The organism is Micromonospora sp. ATLC20 (assembly GCF_057196585.1).
On record NZ_JBXUOV010000138.1, the window covers coordinates 1 to 15,163 of the forward strand.

At 72.4% G+C, this 15,163-nt stretch carries 14 protein-coding genes; 9 read left to right on the forward strand and 5 right to left on the reverse strand.

Features of this window, described 5'->3' with window-relative positions:
• Window positions 1-85: 85 nt before the first annotated feature.
• The 3 genes from AC2CHG_RS23285 to AC2CHG_RS23295 all read right to left on the reverse strand — a co-directional run bounded on the left by AC2CHG_RS23285 (window position 86) and on the right by AC2CHG_RS23295 (window position 2,443).
• Window positions 86-580 carry a hypothetical protein gene (locus AC2CHG_RS23285; RefSeq protein WP_262014534.1) on the reverse strand — a complete coding sequence of 165 codons (495 nt, stop codon included), beginning with the start codon at window positions 578-580 and terminating at the stop codon, window positions 86-88.
• 60 nt (window positions 581-640) lie between these two features.
• The gene (locus AC2CHG_RS23290; RefSeq protein ID WP_484525570.1) at window positions 641-1,588 is read right to left on the reverse strand and encodes a hypothetical protein; all 948 of its coding nucleotides are present in this window, start codon (window positions 1,586-1,588) and stop codon (window positions 641-643) included.
• Window positions 1,589-1,711: 123 nt separating this feature from the next.
• The gene (locus AC2CHG_RS23295; protein ID WP_262014532.1) at window positions 1,712-2,443 is read right to left on the reverse strand and encodes a FadR/GntR family transcriptional regulator; all 732 of its coding nucleotides are present in this window, start codon (window positions 2,441-2,443) and stop codon (window positions 1,712-1,714) included.
• A gap of 138 nt (window positions 2,444-2,581) precedes the next feature.
• Between AC2CHG_RS23295 and AC2CHG_RS23300 the strand changes: the two genes are divergently transcribed.
• From AC2CHG_RS23300 to AC2CHG_RS23335, 8 genes are all read left to right on the forward strand, one after another.
• Window positions 2,582-4,207 carry an ABC transporter substrate-binding protein gene (locus AC2CHG_RS23300; RefSeq protein WP_484525571.1) on the forward strand — a complete coding sequence of 542 codons (1,626 nt, stop codon included), beginning with the start codon at window positions 2,582-2,584 and terminating at the stop codon, window positions 4,205-4,207.
• A gap of 102 nt (window positions 4,208-4,309) precedes the next feature.
• On the forward strand, window positions 4,310-5,266 hold the full coding sequence (locus tag AC2CHG_RS23305; protein ID WP_262014530.1) for an ABC transporter permease: 957 nt from the start codon (window positions 4,310-4,312) through the stop codon (window positions 5,264-5,266).
• Window positions 5,266-7,224, forward strand: a complete 1,959-nt coding sequence (locus AC2CHG_RS23310) for a dipeptide/oligopeptide/nickel ABC transporter permease/ATP-binding protein (RefSeq protein WP_484525572.1) — start codon at window positions 5,266-5,268, stop codon at window positions 7,222-7,224. Before AC2CHG_RS23305 ends, AC2CHG_RS23310 begins: the two co-directional genes overlap by 1 nt.
• Window positions 7,221-8,288 carry an oligopeptide/dipeptide ABC transporter ATP-binding protein gene (locus AC2CHG_RS23315; RefSeq protein WP_484525573.1) on the forward strand — a complete coding sequence of 356 codons (1,068 nt, stop codon included), beginning with the start codon at window positions 7,221-7,223 and terminating at the stop codon, window positions 8,286-8,288. Before AC2CHG_RS23310 ends, AC2CHG_RS23315 begins: the two co-directional genes overlap by 4 nt.
• Window positions 8,285-9,223 (forward strand): dihydrodipicolinate synthase family protein, encoded by a 939-nt coding sequence (locus AC2CHG_RS23320; RefSeq protein WP_355514321.1) that lies wholly within the window; start codon window positions 8,285-8,287, stop codon window positions 9,221-9,223. The genes AC2CHG_RS23315 and AC2CHG_RS23320 overlap by 4 nt, the downstream gene beginning before the upstream one ends.
• 2 nt (window positions 9,224-9,225) lie before the next feature.
• Window positions 9,226-10,155 (forward strand): ROK family protein, encoded by a 930-nt coding sequence (locus AC2CHG_RS23325; RefSeq protein WP_484525574.1) that lies wholly within the window; start codon window positions 9,226-9,228, stop codon window positions 10,153-10,155.
• The gene (locus tag AC2CHG_RS23330) at window positions 10,152-10,841 is read left to right on the forward strand and encodes an N-acetylmannosamine-6-phosphate 2-epimerase (RefSeq protein WP_484525575.1); all 690 of its coding nucleotides are present in this window, start codon (window positions 10,152-10,154) and stop codon (window positions 10,839-10,841) included. The genes AC2CHG_RS23325 and AC2CHG_RS23330 overlap by 4 nt, the downstream gene beginning before the upstream one ends.
• Window positions 10,832-11,803 carry an acetylxylan esterase gene (locus AC2CHG_RS23335; protein WP_484525576.1) on the forward strand — a complete coding sequence of 324 codons (972 nt, stop codon included), beginning with the start codon at window positions 10,832-10,834 and terminating at the stop codon, window positions 11,801-11,803. The genes AC2CHG_RS23330 and AC2CHG_RS23335 overlap by 10 nt, the downstream gene beginning before the upstream one ends.
• Here the strand turns inward: AC2CHG_RS23335 and AC2CHG_RS23340 are convergent.
• A complete protein-coding gene (locus AC2CHG_RS23340; protein ID WP_484525577.1) occupies window positions 11,800-12,843 on the reverse strand; it encodes a polyprenyl synthetase family protein in 1,044 nt (347 codons plus the stop codon). The genes AC2CHG_RS23335 and AC2CHG_RS23340 overlap by 4 nt on opposite strands.
• A 7-nt stretch (window positions 12,844-12,850) precedes the next feature.
• The gene (locus tag AC2CHG_RS23345; protein ID WP_355514335.1) at window positions 12,851-13,261 is read right to left on the reverse strand and encodes a hypothetical protein; all 411 of its coding nucleotides are present in this window, start codon (window positions 13,259-13,261) and stop codon (window positions 12,851-12,853) included.
• Window positions 13,262-13,373: 112 nt separating this feature from the next.
• Between AC2CHG_RS23345 and AC2CHG_RS23350 the strand changes: the two genes are divergently transcribed.
• A complete protein-coding gene (locus tag AC2CHG_RS23350) occupies window positions 13,374-13,787 on the forward strand; it encodes a hypothetical protein (RefSeq protein WP_484525578.1) in 414 nt (137 codons plus the stop codon).
• Window positions 13,788-15,163 lie beyond the last annotated feature (1,376 nt).

Sequence of the window (15,163 nt, forward strand, 5' to 3'; positions counted from 1 at the left end):
TTCTGAGAGAAAGTTTGCTTTGTGGGGGGGGGGGGGGGGGGGGCGGGGCGCCCCCCCCCCGCGCCCCGCCCCGCCCTGTCCCGGCTCAGCCCGCGCTGCAGCTCGTACGCCACCGGTGGGAGGCGATGTTGTCGTTCGTGGTCTCCCCGTAGCCGCCCCGCGTGGAGCCCCAGTTGAAGGTGTGCTGGGTGAGGTTGTCCCACACCTCGCCGGCGCCGAGACAGGCGTACGCGCCGGTGTAGTCGGGGTGGATGTAGAGGGCGACCGGCCGGCCGCCGTTCGAGTCGTTCCAGGCCGAGGACGCCAGGTTGCGCATGCTGGCCCGGTTGTTGTAGTCGCAGTTGGCGTTCTCCGCCGTGTTGATCGTGTCCCAGTTGTTGTCGGCGTTGTACCACCAGCACCACCGGCCGGCCCAGTTGGCGTCCTGGCTGACGTACAGGTAACCGCTGCCCGCGGCGGCACGCTGCGTCGCGTCCGCGTGCGGGGTCGGCCGGGGTGCGGCCTGGGCGGCGGTGGCGGTGAAGGCCAGCGCGGCTGCCGCTGCGGCCACTGTGGCCAGCACGGACCGTAGTGCTCTCATGGTGTTTCCCTCCGGTCGGGTCCTTCCGTGGCGGGCCGCCACGGACGTCGTGGGGGTGGGTCAGCCGGCGGCCAGCACGGCGCGTGCCCGCGGCAGCGCGTCGGCCTCCAGGCGGAGCCGTTCGGCGACCTCGGTGTGGAACCGCCTGTCGAGGGCGCCCCGGTGCTCGGCGTCGAGCCGCCGGGCGAGCCGGCCGAACCCGGTCCGGGTCGCGCAGGTCGCCTCCGCCTCCGCCAGCCCGATCTCACCGGGTGACGCGGCGCCGGACGCCGGCTCGGGCACCGACGCGCGGGCCGACGCCGGGTCGGCGACGTCGTGCCCGGCGGCGCGCATGCACCGCCGCCACGCGGTCACACCGTCGGCGTAGCGGGGGTCGGCGAGCACCCGGCCGACGCGCAGTCCGGCCAGGTTGTCGGTGATCCTGGTGACGCGGTACCAGGCGGGCAGGTCGCGATAGAGCTGCCGCTCCGCCTCGGAGGTGCAGCTGTGACTGCTGCGGCGCAGCACGCCGCCGGCCGGCAGCGTCGCGCGCAGGGCGTCGGGCTCGCCGGGGTCGCCGTTCACCGCGCGTACGGCGGCGGTGCCGCGCTCCGGGGGCAGGTCCCGGACGTACCGCGCGTTCGGGTCGGCCGCAATCGCCTCCTGGAGCCGGCGTTCCAGGGCGCCGCCGTATCCGTACCGGCGGGCGTAGGAGACGTCGTCGAGGACGTACGGGAACTCGCGCAGCTCGGGCACCGGCTGCCGGGGCACCGGCCAGTAGCGGAACCCGCGCCGCTGCATGCAGTCGCGGATGAGCACCTGCGTGGCGGCGTACCGCACCTCGGCGGGCGTACCGGAGGTGGGCGGGACCGGCACGGCGGCCGTGCTCGCCGCGGGCAGCCCGTGACCCGTGGACGGCGGCGCGATGTCCGGGCGGGCGCCCAGCGCCCCGGCCACCGCCGCCGCGAGGGCGGCGGGGACCGCGACGGCGTACCACAATGACCGCGCGCGACGCGACTCCATCGCCATGACATGCCCCTCGGCCGCCCGGGGCGCCCGGTGCGCCCGTCAGAAGACAGCTTCGGTGCGGGGCGTGCGCCGGGACAGAGACCTTCGATCAGGCTCGAACGACAGGTCCCGGCGTACGGCGGATCAGGTCTGTGCGGCGCGGGCGATGCTCGCCCGGATGGGCGCGTAGTGCTCGGCGACGGCCGAGCGCAGCGCCGCCGCGTCGGCGGCGGTGAGGGCGGCGACGATCGCCTGGTGCCGCTGGGCGGTGATGACCCGGTCCTCCGGCTCGGTCTGCAGCGTGGGCGCGACGATTGCCTGCACCTGCCAGAACGCCTCGGTGAGCTGGACCAGCAGGTCGTTGCCGAGCGGCTCCATCAGCTTCAGGTGGAACGCGCGGTCGACGTCGAGGAAGTCCTCGCCGCGGGCGGCGCGGCTGTGCATCTCGTCGGCGAGCGCGGACAGCTCCGAGCGGTGCTGCTCGTCCAGGGCGTCGATGACGGTGGTGGCCAGGCCCTGCTCCAGCGTCTGTCGGACGTCGACGACCTGGGCCAGGACGCGGTGGTCGTCCTCACCGCTGAGCAGGCCCCGGAACGTCAGGCTCTCCACCAGGGCGTTGAGGGACATGCGGCCGACGAACGTGCCGTGGCCGTGGCGTACCTCGACGATGTCGAGCGCGGAGAGGATCTTCACTGCTTCGCGGACGCTGGAGCGGCTGGCGCCGACAGCCTCGCACAGCTCCGTCTCGGTGGGCAGGAGGTTCCCCGGCTTGAGGCGGTTGCGCAGGATGTACTCCTTGATCCTGGTGGCGACCTCCTGCCGGCGAGGGCTCGGCCGCTCGGCGCCGCGTAGCGGACTGGCGTCAATGGTCGTCATCTGCCCCTTGCCCTTCGTTCCCGAATCTGACACCCTCACCCTACCGGCATCAGACGTCAGACGTCATACACCTTATGCTTCACATCCCCGAGCGCGAGCGGTCACGCGAGCGCATGAAGAGCCTATGGAGGCAGCTACGTGAGCACCACCGGTAAGCCGTCGAGGAGCCGGCGCGCACTGCGCGGCCGCGTCCGCTCCCTGACCGTCGCCTCCCTCGCGGGCGGCCTCGCGGTCGCGCTGGCGGCCTGCAGTGGCGGTCCCGCCTCGACCAACGCCGTGGGCGACGGAAAGGGGGGCACGTCCATCGAGGCCACGCTGGCCTTCACGCTCTCCAGCGGTTTCGATCCCAGCAACGCCTCCTCGGCCGTGGCGACAGCGGTCAACCAGCACGTCTTCGAGGGCCTCGTCGACCTCGACCCGATCACGCGGGAACCCTACAACGCCCTGGCCAAGAGCGACCCGACCCCCGGGGCCGACGGCCGGACCTACACCGTCGCGCTGCGTGACGGGGCGAAGTTCTCCGACGGCACCCCGGTCACCGCCGAGGACGTTGCCTGGTCCTTCACCCGCGTGCTCAAGCCCGCGGACCCGAAGGCGCCGCCGCTGATGCAGGGCTTCGTGTCGTTCCTGGACACCGTCACCGCCAAGGACGCGACGACCGTCGAGTTCACGCTGAAGTACCCGTTCGCGCTGTTCAGCGAGCGGATCTCGGTCATCAAGATCGTCCCCAAGGCGAAGACCGGTGACGCGGCCGCGGCCAAGGCGTTCGACACCGCCCCGATCGGCTCCGGCCCGTTCAAGGTGGACAGCGCGTCAAAGGAATCCGGCATCAAGCTGAGCAAGAACGCGAACTACAACGGCCCGCGCGCCGCCAAGGTCGAGACGATGACGTGGAACACCACCACCGAGGCGTCGGCCCGCGTGTCGGACCTGCAGGGCGGCCGGGTGCAGGCCATCGAGGCCGTGCCGTACCTGAACGTGGACTCGCTCAAGGACAAGTACACGATCGACGTGAAGCAGGCCTTCAACCAGGTCTTCCTCATGTTCAACAACGCCGCCGCGCCGTTCAGCGACAAGCGGGTGCGCCAGGCCCTGCACTACGCCATCGACAAGGACGCGGTCATCAAGACCGCGCTCAACGGCTACGGCAGCCCGGCGACCAGCTACCTCGACGAGGGCAACAAGGCCTACCAGAAGGCCGCCACCGTCTACGACTACAACCCGGACAAGGCCAAGGCCCTGCTCCAGGAGGCCGGCGTCACCAACCTGTCGTTCCGGCTCGACACCACCGACAGTTCGGTGGTCAAGGACGTCGCCCCGCTGGTCATCGAGCAGTGGAAGAAGATCGGCGTCAACGCCACGCTCAACACCGTGCCGTCCTCGGCCATCTACGGCGACATCGTCCCCAAGGACACCTTCCGGGTGCTCATGGCCACCGGTGACCCGAGCGTCTTCGGCGTCGACACCGACCTGCTGATGCGCTGGTACTACTTCGGCGAGACCTGGCCGGGCCAGCGCTACCGCTGGAGCGACGCCGACCGCAAGGCCATGGGCGACCTGCTGGACAAGGCCGCGCAGACCTCCGACGAGACGGCCCGCAAGGCGCTGTGGAAGCAGGCCCTGGACATGGCGGCGGACCAGGTGCCGCTGTACCCGATCCTGCACACCAAGGTCGTCACCGCGTACGACCCGGCCAAGGTGGACGGCTTCTCCGGCGCCTCCACCACCGGCCTGTACTTCCTGGGCACCGGCCGGACCGGCTGAGCCCACGCTCGGGGTTCCGGCCCCGCAGGCGTCCCGCCCGGCCCACATGACCCGTGCGGCCGGGCGGGGCGTCCCGGCGCCCCGCCACGAGAAAGAGAATCCATGCTGACCGTCCTGAACCTGGTCGCACGACGATTCCTGACGCTGATCCCCCTGGTGCTGGGCATCACGCTCTTCGTCTTCGTGATCATGCAGTTCTCCCCGATCGACCCGGCGTTGTCAGTCCTCGGTGACCAGGCCACGCCGGCGCAGGTCGAGGCGTTCCGCGCCGCCAACGGCCTGAACGACCCGCTGCCGCTGCGCTACCTGCACTTCCTCGGCGACCTCGTCCGCGGCGACCTCGGCATGACGTTCCCGCCGTCGGTCCCGGTCGCCGAGAAGATCGCCATGGCGCTGCCGCTGACCATCCAGCTCACCGCGCTCGGCGTCGTCGGCGCGCTGGTCATCGCGCTGGCGCTCGGCATCCCGGCCGCCCTGTACCGGGACCGCTGGCCCGACCAGGTCATCCGGATCGTCTCCATGGCCGGCATCGCCACGCCCTCGTTCTGGCTGGCCCTGCTGTTCATCCAGGAGTTCTCGGTCCGCCGCCCGATCTTCCCGACCGGCGGCTACGTCAACCCCGCCGACTCGGTCGGTCTGTGGTTGCAGTCGCTGGCCATGCCCGCGCTGGCGTTGGCCGTACCGGTCGGCTGCTCGCTGGCGCGCATCGTCCGGACGTCCATGGTCGAGGAACTCGACAAGGACTACGTCCGCACGGCGATCGGCGCCGGACTGCCGCCGCGCGTGGTGGTCGGCCGCAACGTGCTCCGCAACGCGCTGGTCAACCCGCTCACCGCGCTCGGCCTGCGGATCGGCTACCTCATCGGCGGCACCGTCGTCATCGAGGCGATCTTCTCGCTGCCCGGCATGGGCACCCAGATCATGAGCGCCGTCCAGCAGAACGACACCGCGCTGGCCCAGGGCACCGTGCTGACCATCGCGCTCGGCTTCGTGCTGGTGAACCTGGTCGTCGACATCCTCTACCTCTTCGCCAACCCCCGACTGCGCGGAGGCCACTGATGCGCCGGTCCCTCACCACGCGGCTGTCCCGCCCCGGCATGGCCTTCGCCCGGCTCGGTCTCGCGGCCCGGTTCGCGCTCGGCTTCGTCGCGCTCATCGTCGTGGTCGGCGTGCTCGCCCCGCTGCTGCTGCGCCACGACCCCACCCAGACCGGGCTCGGGCCGGCGCTGACCGGCCCGAACGGCGACTTCTGGTTCGGCCTGGACAAGCTCGGCCGGGACGTGTTCTCCCGGCTGGTCGCCGGCACCCGGCGCTCCCTGATCGTCGGCTTCGGTGCGGCCGGTATCGCGCTGGTGCTCGGCGCGATCCTCGGCGCGATCGCCGGAAGCAGCCGGACCGCCGTCGACGAGGTCATCATGCGCTGCCTCGACGTGGTCATGGCGTTCCCGGCGATCGTGCTCTCCGCGCTGCTGATCATCTCGTTCGGCAAGAACAGCCTGCTGGTCCTCGTGATCGCGATCGGCTTCGTGTTCACCCCGTCGGTCGCGCGCATCGTCCGCGCCAACGTGCTGTCCCAGTACGGCGAGGACTACGTGGCCGCCGAGCGCATCATCGGCGCCCGGCGGCCGCACATCCTCTGGCGGCACGTCCTGCGCAACTGCGCCGCCCCGATCCTCGTCTTCGTCACCGTCATGGTGGCCGACGCGATCGTCTTCGAGGCGTCGCTGTCCTTCATCGGCGGCGGCCTCGCCCCGCAGGAGGCGGCCTCCTCGTGGGGTTCGGTGATCGCGTTCGGCAAGGAGATGGTGCAGATCGGCGGCTGGTGGGCCACGTTCTTCCCCGGTCTGCTGATCCTGCTCACCGTGCTGGCGCTCAACGTGCTCTCCGAGGGCATGTCCGACGCGTGGGCCGCCCCGGCGGCGCGCCGTGCCACGTCCACCACCAGCGGCGACGCGCTGGAGCAGGCGAAGCCCGGCACCGGCGAGGTGGTCGAGCTGCCCGGTCTCGCCGAGGCGGCGCAGCGGCTGCGCGAGCGCGCCCGCCCGCTGCCGCAGGGCAAGCCGGTCCTTCAGGTCAGCGACCTGTCCATCGGCTTCGAGGGCCGCCACCGCGGCGTGGACATCGTCGACGGGCTCACCTTCGACGTCCGCCCCGGCGAGGTCGTCGGCCTGGTGGGTGAGTCCGGCTCGGGCAAGTCGCTGAGCGTCCTGGCCGTGATGGGCCTGCTACCGCAGGGCGCCCGGGTACGTGGCGAGATCCGCTTCCAGGACACGAACCTGCTGAAGCTGAACGCCAAGGGCCGTCGTGCCCTGATGGGGCGCGAGATCGCCATGGTCTACCAGGACGCGCTGTCTGCGCTGAACCCGGCGCTGCGCGTCGGCGCCCAGCTCGCCCAGATGATCCGCCGCGGCGGCACCCGCTCGGCCGAGGAACTCATGCGGCTGGTCGGGCTGGACCCGCAGCGCACGCTCGCCGCGTACCCGCACGAGCTGTCCGGCGGGCAGCGGCAGCGCGTGGTGATCGCCATGGCGCTGTCCCGCGACCCGAAGCTGATCATCGCGGACGAGCCGACCACCGCGCTCGACGTCACCGTGCAGGCCCAGGTGATGAAGCTGCTGCTGGACCTGCGCGAGCGGCTCGGCTTCGCCCTCATCCTGGTCAGCCACGACCTCGCCCTGGTCAGCGACGTCTGCGACCGGGTCGTGGTGATGTACGGCGGGCAGATCGTGGAGACCGGCGTGACCGCCGACGTGATGGAGGCGCCCGCCCACCACTACGCCCGCGGGCTGCTCGGTTCCGTCCTGTCCCTGGAGACCGGCGCGGAACGGCTCACCCAGATCCGCGGCGTGGTGCCGTCACCCGCCGACTTCCCGAAGGGCTGCCGGTTCTCCGACCGCTGCCCGATGGCGACCGAGATCTGCCGGGACACCGCGCCCGCCCTGGAGGGCACGGACGGCCACGGGTACGCCTGCCACCACCCCGCCGTCACCGTCAGCGAGAAGGAGCCGGCCCGATGAGCGCCACCGCCGAGCACCGGCCGATCGCCGAGCTGAGCGACGTGCACGTGGTGCACGCCGCGCGCGGCGGCGGCATGTTCAGCCGGGACAAGGTCTACGCGCTCACCGGCGCCGACCTGGTGATCCGGGCCGGCGAGACGGTCGGCATCGTGGGCGAGTCCGGCTGCGGCAAGTCCACGCTGGCCAAGGTGCTCGTCGGCCTGCAACGGCCGACCGCCGGCACGGTGTCGTTCGCCGGCAAGGACGTGTGGTCGATGAGCGCCGCCGAGCGGCGCGAGCACATCGGCGCGGGCGTCGGCATGATCTTCCAGGACCCGGCCACGTCGCTGAACCGCCGGATGCCGGTACGCGACATCCTGCGCGACCCGCTCGACGTGCACCGCCGGGGCACCCGGCAGCAGCGCGAGCAGCGGGTGACCGAGCTGATGGCCCTGGTGGGCCTGCCCCGCTCGGTCGCCGACGTGCTGCCCAGCCAGCTCTCCGGCGGCCAGCGCCAGCGGGTGTCCATCGCCCGTGCGCTGGCCCTGGAACCGGGTCTCGTCATCGCCGACGAGCCGACGAGCGCGCTCGACGTGTCGGTACGGGCCCAGATCCTCAACCTGCTGCTGGACCTCAAGGACCGGCTCGGGCTGGCGATGGTGCTGGTGTCGCACGACATCCAGACCGTCAAACGGGTCAGCGACCGGGTCGTCACCATGTACCTGGGCCGCATCGTCGAGCAGACGCCGGCCGCCCTGCTGCCTGAGGGCGGCCGGCACCCGTACACCAGGGCCTTGTTCTCGGCCACGCCGGGCCTGCTCTCACCGATCGAGCCCATTCCGCTCGTCGGTCCGGTCCCGTCGGCCACCCGGCCGCCGAGCGGCTGCCCGTTCCGGACCCGCTGCTGGGCGGCCACCGACGGCTGCGCCGTGGACATGCCGGCGCCGCGCCCCGCCGAGGGTGAGGGCCACGAGTTCCGCTGCCACCACCCGGTGCCCGCCGGAACCGCGAACACCGAACTGGTCGCGCTCGCCACCTCGGCGACCGGCCGCACCACAACTGAGTCTGTCGAGGAGAACCTGTGACCACCCCAGCCCCGCGGTTCGCCGGAGTCGTGCCGCCGGCCGTGACCCCCCTGACCGATGAGGGCGAGGTCGACGTCCACTCGCTGGAACGGCTGGTCGAGTGGCTGCTCGACGCCGGCGTCGACGGCATCTTCGCGCTCGGCAGCTCCGGCGAGACGGTCTTCCTCACCGACCGGCAGCGGGACCTGGCCCTGGAGACCATCGTCAAGACCGCCGGCGGCGCCGTGCCGGTCATCGCCGGCTGTATCGAACCCACCACCCGCCGGGTCGTGGAGCGCGCCGAGGCGTCCACCCGGCTGGGCGCGGACGGCCTGGTCGTGACCGCGCCGTTCTACGCCATCGTCGGCCCGCACGAGATCGAGCGGCACTTCCGCGCGGTCGCCGCGGCGGTCGAGCTTCCCCTGCTGGCGTACGACATCCCGGTCTGCGTGCACAGCAAGCTCTCCGTCGACCTGCTGACCCGGCTCGCCGCCGACGGCGTGCTGGCGGGCGTCAAGGACTCCAGCGGCGACGACGTCGCGTTCCGCCAGCTCGCGCTGGCGATCGCCGAGCACGCGCCGGAGCGCGACTTCAGCCTGCTCACCGGCCACGAGGTGGTGGTCGACGCGATGATGCTCGCGGGTGGCTCCGGCTCGGTGCCCGGACTGGGCAACGTGGACCCGGCCGGGTACGTGCGGCTGCACCGCGCCTGCGTGGCCGGTGACTGGGCCGCGGCCCGCCGGGAGCAGGATCGCCTGACCCGCCTGTTCCGCATCGTCGACGCGGCCGACCCGGCCACCTCGGCGGGCGCCACCCGGGGCGTGGGCGCGTTCAAGACCGCACTGTCCCTGCTCGGCGTCATCGCGGGCAACGCCGTGTCGCTGCCGCTGCGGCCGCTGGACACCGCCGAGACGGGCCGCGTGCGTACCCAGCTGGAACTGGCCGGGCTGCTCTGACCATGCCCGAGGTGAGCACGACCGGTCTGGTCGCCGCGCTCGACATCGGCGGCACCAAGACCACCGCCGCCCTGGTCACCGCCGGGGGAGAGATCGTCGGCCGGCGCACCGCGCCGACACCTGGCCGCTCCGGCGCCGCCGCGGTGCTCGACACCGCCGCCGGCCTGGTCGAGACGCTGCGGGCGGACGCGCCGGGTGTCGTACGGGCGCTCGGCGTGGGCAGCGCCGGAGTGATCGACAGCGGCTCCGGCCTGGTGCTGTCCGCCACCGACGTGCTGACCGGGTGGACCGGCACGGACCTACGCGGCGACCTGAGCCGGCGCCTGGGCGTGCCGGTCACCGTGATCAACGACGTGCACGCCCACGCGCTGGGCGAGGCGCGTCACGGCGTCGCGGCCGGGTACGACACAGTGCTCTACGTCGCCGTAGGCACCGGCGTCGGGGCGTCGTTCGTCCTCGGCGACTCGGTGCTCGCCGGTGCGCACAGCGCCGCCGGGCACGCCGGGCACCAGCCGTCCCCGTACGCCGGAACGCTTGCCTGCACGTGCGGCGGGCGCGGGCACCTGGAGGCGATCGCCGCCGGGCCCGCGCTGGCCGCCGAGTACGTCCGGCGTACCGGCCGGCCGGTGGCCGACCTGCGGGCCGTCGCCGCGCTCGCCGCGGACGGCGACGAGACGGCCCGGGAGGTCGTCCGGCTCGGCGGCTCGGCCGTCGGCTCCGCCGTCGGCGGCCTGGTAAACGTGCTCGACCCCGCCGCAGTGGTGATCGGCGGCGGCGTCACCGGCCTCGGCGAGCCGTGGTGGCGGGCGCTGCGCGACGCGGTGCCCGCCGAGACGCTGCCCGCCCTGGCCGGCGTGCCGGTCCTCGCCTCCGCCCTCGGCCCCGACGCGCCGCTGCTCGGTGCCGCCTCGCTCGCCTGGAAGGTCTCATGAACACGCTCGTCGACCAGCTCCGTGACCGCCTGGTCGTCTCCTGCCAGGCGTACCCGGGTGAGCCCATGCGCGACCCGGACACCATGCGCCGGGTCGCGCTCGCCACCGCACGCGGCGGCGCCGCCGGCATCCGCGCGCAGGGACTGGCGGACATCGCGGCCATCCGCGCGGCGGTGGACCTGCCGCTGATCGGGCTCTGGAAGGACGGTGACGACGACGTCTTCATCACCCCGACGCTGGAGCACGCGCTCGCCGTCGCCGACGCCGGGGCGCACGTCGTCGCGCTCGACGGCACGTCCCGGCCCCGGCCCGACGGCCGGACGCTCGCCGAGACGATCGCCGCCGTGCACGAGCGCACCGGCGCGCTGGTGATGGCGGACTGCTCCACGTTCGACGAGGGCGTGGCCGCCGCCGCTGGCGGCGCCGATCTGGTCGGCACCACGCTTGCCGGTTACACCGCGTACACCACGAAGGGCGACGGGCCGGACCTGGACCTGGTCGCCCGGCTCGCCGCCGCGGTCGACGTCCCGGTGGTCGCCGAGGGCCGCATCCACACCCCGGAGCAGGCCGCGCAGGCGCTGCGGGCGGGCGCGTGGACGGTGGTGGTCGGCACCGCCATCACCCACCCGAGCACCATCACCGGCTGGTTCGCCGACGCCGTCCGGGAGGCCGCGTCATGCCGCTGACCGACCTCGACCTGGCCGGCTGCCTGGCGTACCGGCCGGAGCTGGACGTGCCGGCGGACCTGGACGCGTTCTGGGCGCGCACGCTCGACGGCGGCGGCGACCCGGAGGCGGCGGTCTACGAGCCGGTCGGCACCGGCCTGACCCAGATCCGGACGTACGCCGCCACGATCCCCGGTTTCGGCGGCGAGCCGGTACGCGGATGGCTACACCTGCCGGCCGGGGCCGACGGGCCGCTGCCCTGCGTGGTCGAGTACCTCGGCTACGGCCGGGGCCGCGGCCTGCCGCACGAGAAGCTGTTCTGGGCCGCGGCGGGCTTCGCGCACCTGATCATGGACAGCCGGGGGCAGGGCTGGAGCGCCGCCACCGGCGGCACGCCCGACCCGCACCCCTACCCGGCCGGCACCGTGCCCGGCTTCCTCACCCGGGGCGTCGACGATCCGGCCGACCACTACTACCGGCGGCTGATCACCGACGCGGTGCGTTTCGCCGAGGCCGCCCGGCGGCACCTGGCCGTCGACCCGGCGCGGGTGGCGGTGACCGGCTTCAGCCAGGGCGGCGGCCTGGCCCTGGCCGCCGCCGCGTTGTGCCCGGACGTCGTGGCCGTCATGCCGGACGTGCCGTTCCTGTGCGACATCCGCCGGGGCGTGCGTGTCGCCGGCCCGGACAGCCCGTACGCCGAGGTCGTCGAGTACCTCGCGCTGCACCGCGACCGCGCCGACCAGGTGTTCCGCACGTTGTCCTACCTGGACGCCGCCGTGCTCGCGCCGCGCGCCACAGCGCCGGCGCTGTTCTCGATCGCGCTGCGGGACCAGGTCTGCCCGCCGTCGACCTGCTTCGCCTCCTACCACCGCTACGGCGGCGACAAGGACGTGCGGGTGTACGAGTTCAACGACCACGAGGGCGGCGAGGCGGAACACCAGCGCGAACAGCTCGCCTGGCTGCGCGGGATCCTGGGCGCCTAGCGGGCGCGTTCCACCACGTAGTCGGTCAGCTCCAGCAGGAAACGGCCGTCCTCGGTGTCGGCGGCGGCGCCCAGCGCCCGCTCACCCTCACGCCGGGCGGCCAGCGCGAGATCCCGGGCGCTGCGCCGCGCCGACTCCACGCAGTCGTACGCGAGCAGCCGCCCGTGCAGCCAGCGCACCTCGGCGTCGGTGCGCTCCGCCCGGGTCCGGCTCAGCAACCGCACGAGCCGCTCGCGTTCCTCCAGGGTGCACCGCCGCATGAAGTCGATCAGGATCAGCGTGCGTTTGCCCTCCCACAGGTCACCGGCGATCTCCTTGCCGTACCGGGCGTAGTCGCCGGTGAGGTTGAGCGCGTCGTCCTGGATCTGGAACGCCGCGCCCAGGTACCAGCCGTAGCGGTCGAGCACGTCGACGGCGTTCTCCCGGCCGGTCGCCACGAGAATCCCGGTGCGGCACGGGTAGATGCACGTGTACCAGGACGTCTTCTTCAGGCACATCCGGTAGTAGTCGTCCGCGTCCAGGTCGCACACGTTGTCGCGGATCCAGCCGATCTCGATGGCCTGGCCCTCCAGCGAGTGGCGCATCATCAGCTCGGTCTCGGTGAACAGCCGCCAGGCGATCCCGGAGCCGAGCGCCGCCCGGTTCGCGGCCAGCCGCCGCAGCGCCAGCAGGTTGGTCATGTTGCCGACGTTCAGGGCCACGCCCACGCCGTACTCGGCGTGCAGTGTCCGCCCGCCGCGCCGCTGCTCGCTCTCGTCCTGGATGTCGTCGTGGATGAGGAAGGCGTTGTGGAACAGCTCCACCGTCACGGCGGCGTTGAGGCCCACCGCGTCGCCGCCGCCGAACGCCCGGCACGTGGCAAGGCACAGCGCGGCGCGCAGCCCCTTGCCCCAGCGCCGGGGGTATTCCGCGACCAGGTCGTAGAGGTAGCGCGGGCCGCCGTCGGGCACGTCGTCGAGCAGCGCGCCGAGGGCGAGCCCGCGATAGCGCTCCAGCATCCGTTCCACGTGCCCGCCGGCCACCCCGGTGGTCGGCGCCATCGCGCGGCTACCGGTCCGCCGGCCGCTTCGGGGCCGGCGACGCCAGCCGGTCCGCGAGCCCGTTTGCCACCTCGGGGGCCAGCCGCGCCAGATTGAGTACGGTGTCCAGCGCGTCGTGGGCGTCCGACGTGTACCGCCGGATCACCTCGCCGCGCTGGTCGTCGGCCATCTTCAGCTGCCCGACCACGGTGTCGATCAGGGCGTGCCCGTCGGTGCGGACCCGGGCGACGAGTTCGTCGAACGCCTCCGGGTCCACGCGCCGGCTCTCGGTCAGTTTCTCCTCGAGTCGGCGCGCGCCGGCCAGCCCCGCCGCGAGTTCCTCCTCCAGCACCGTGGCCGCGTGGGTCACGGTCTCCGAGGTCTCCTCGGCCACCTTCTCGAAGCGCTCGTTCGCGCGCTCACGCTTGCCGTCTGTCATGGGCGAAGTGTCACCGGACCAGGGACGACGCACCAGACGAGTGTCGCCATGGTGACTGAGCGTGGTTGGCGAGGGCAACGCGGCATACCTGAAGATCGCTACGATCCCGGTCATGTCTCGGACGTGGCGGGTCTCCGCGCTCGGGCGGGTCGGTGTGCTCGCCCTCATTCCTCTGTCGATGGCCGTCGCCTGGCTCCTGTGGGACAGCGTCCCGGTGAGCCTGCTCGCGGGCGTGGGTGCGCTGGCCGCCTGGTGGCGCTTCTCCCTGCACCCCGCGGTGATCCTGACCGGGACGGAGCTGATCGTGCGGAATCCGTACGGGCAGCGGCGCGTGGCGCTCACCGACGTGGTCGATGCCGCGCCGGGGTACGGCGGCCTGACCGTCACGACCTCGACGGGAGAGCACGTGGTCGCCTGGGCGGTGCAGAAGTCGAACCTGGCCACCTGGATCGGCCGGCGCACCCGTGCCGACGAGGTGGCCGAGGCGATAGTGGCTGCCAGCGGGCGGCATCGCGAACCCGTCTGAATCTGGGAAGGTGCCGAGCATGACCAACATGATCAAAATGGGAATGGCTCAGCGTAGGCGCAATTGAGGAAGAGAACCGTTTGTCGCCAGTCCAGGAGCGATCGGTGGTTTCGAATAGTGTCTAGGCACCATACTGTCCAGTGCCTCAGGGTGGCATCGAATCGAGACCACATCGGAGGGCACCTTGGTCATGAGGCGCACCATCGCCAACTGGTATGCAAATGCGGAGGGCCGTGACTCCGCCGACTTCCGGCACGACTGGGAGAATGACGACCGCATTGACCGCACTCCCGACACCTGGCTAGACCGAATCAAGCCGTCGGAGCGAGTTGCCGGGTCCCGTCCATCGCTTCGGGGCGCCTCAACCGCCCGGCCCAGTGGCGGGAATGCGCTCAGCCAACGCCGCCTCGCCGATGCCGCCCGCGAGCTGCAAGCGCGAATGCGCGGGATCAAGGACGCGACGATCGCGCGTCATCTCCAACAGAGTGGTTGGCCGAACGTCTCCGCGAAACAGATAAGGCAGGCGCTGAGCTCCCACCCCGCCCGCCCCATCAAGCAGCCCGGCCGTGCCACAACCAAACCCCAGCCCTCGGCGGTGTCGTCACAGTCGACGACGAGGACGACGACGCGGACGAAGGCAGGCGGAACCATAACAGTGGTATCCCCGTCCACCGGTCGTCCTCCACTTCAGACGAAGCCCTCCAGGGCCGGTAGGGTGACCACTTCCCCTGCCCGGGCGCATCAGGAAGCCACGTGCGGCATGTCCACCCGCGAATTGCGCTCCCTGGCCGAGGTCGTCCGTAAGATCGAGGCAAAGAAGCCGAACATCGGCATCAAGCGATTGGCCAAGGAAGTCAAGGCACGCGGCTGGGCGAGGGCAACCAAGGAGCAGGTGGAGGCGGCCCGGCGGCTCCCGCTCCCAGACCCGCCACGGCCGACTCCGCCGAGGCCGAAGGTGCAGGTGTTGGCGCCCACGCCTCGGACCGTTCGGCCGCCCCACCCTGACGCCTGTCTCGCGTGCGGTGTGGTGCCGACACTGCTCGGATCATGCCGATGTTCCTGAGGGGCGCCGCCGGCCGTCCTGGCCGGTCGGGTTGCGGTGCAGGTCGCAGCACTGTCACGGGCGTCTTCAGAGGGACGTCGCGCGCCGGTGACAAGGGTTCGTCGTAGTCGGCACTGGGTACGCGTACTCAGCGCAGTACCGTCTCGTCGCTCATGTGCCGGCGCGGCGGCGTCGACAGGATGCTTGTCATGGCCGAGACGCTGCACCGACACGCCGCTGCACGTACCGTCGACACGCCGCTGCCCGCCGAGGCCGCGCTGGCCCCCGCCGGCCGCGCGGTCGCCGCGCTGGCCCGGCTCGTCGCCCACCACCC

Bases quoted from the DNA above. Each gene is read 5' to 3' on its own strand.
- AC2CHG_RS23285 (WP_262014534.1), bottom strand. From the start codon at position 580: ATGAGAGCACTACGGTCCGTGCTGGCCACAGTGGCCGCAGCGGCAGCC.
- AC2CHG_RS23335 (WP_484525576.1), top strand. From the start codon at position 10,832: ATGCCGCTGACCGACCTCGACCTGGCCGGCTGCCTGGCGTACCGGCCG.
- AC2CHG_RS23330 (WP_484525575.1), top strand. From the start codon at position 10,152: ATGAACACGCTCGTCGACCAGCTCCGTGACCGCCTGGTCGTCTCCTGC.
- AC2CHG_RS23350 (WP_484525578.1), top strand. From the start codon at position 13,374: ATGTCTCGGACGTGGCGGGTCTCCGCGCTCGGGCGGGTCGGTGTGCTC.
- AC2CHG_RS23310 (WP_484525572.1), top strand. From the start codon at position 5,266: ATGCGCCGGTCCCTCACCACGCGGCTGTCCCGCCCCGGCATGGCCTTC.
- AC2CHG_RS23295 (WP_262014532.1), bottom strand. From the start codon at position 2,443: ATGACGACCATTGACGCCAGTCCGCTACGCGGCGCCGAGCGGCCGAGC.
- AC2CHG_RS23290 (WP_484525570.1), bottom strand. From the start codon at position 1,588: ATGGCGATGGAGTCGCGTCGCGCGCGGTCATTGTGGTACGCCGTCGCG.
- AC2CHG_RS23345 (WP_355514335.1), bottom strand. From the start codon at position 13,261: ATGACAGACGGCAAGCGTGAGCGCGCGAACGAGCGCTTCGAGAAGGTG.
- AC2CHG_RS23340 (WP_484525577.1), bottom strand. From the start codon at position 12,843: ATGGCGCCGACCACCGGGGTGGCCGGCGGGCACGTGGAACGGATGCTG.
- AC2CHG_RS23305 (WP_262014530.1), top strand. From the start codon at position 4,310: ATGCTGACCGTCCTGAACCTGGTCGCACGACGATTCCTGACGCTGATC.
- AC2CHG_RS23325 (WP_484525574.1), top strand. From the start codon at position 9,226: ATGCCCGAGGTGAGCACGACCGGTCTGGTCGCCGCGCTCGACATCGGC.
- AC2CHG_RS23315 (WP_484525573.1), top strand. From the start codon at position 7,221: ATGAGCGCCACCGCCGAGCACCGGCCGATCGCCGAGCTGAGCGACGTG.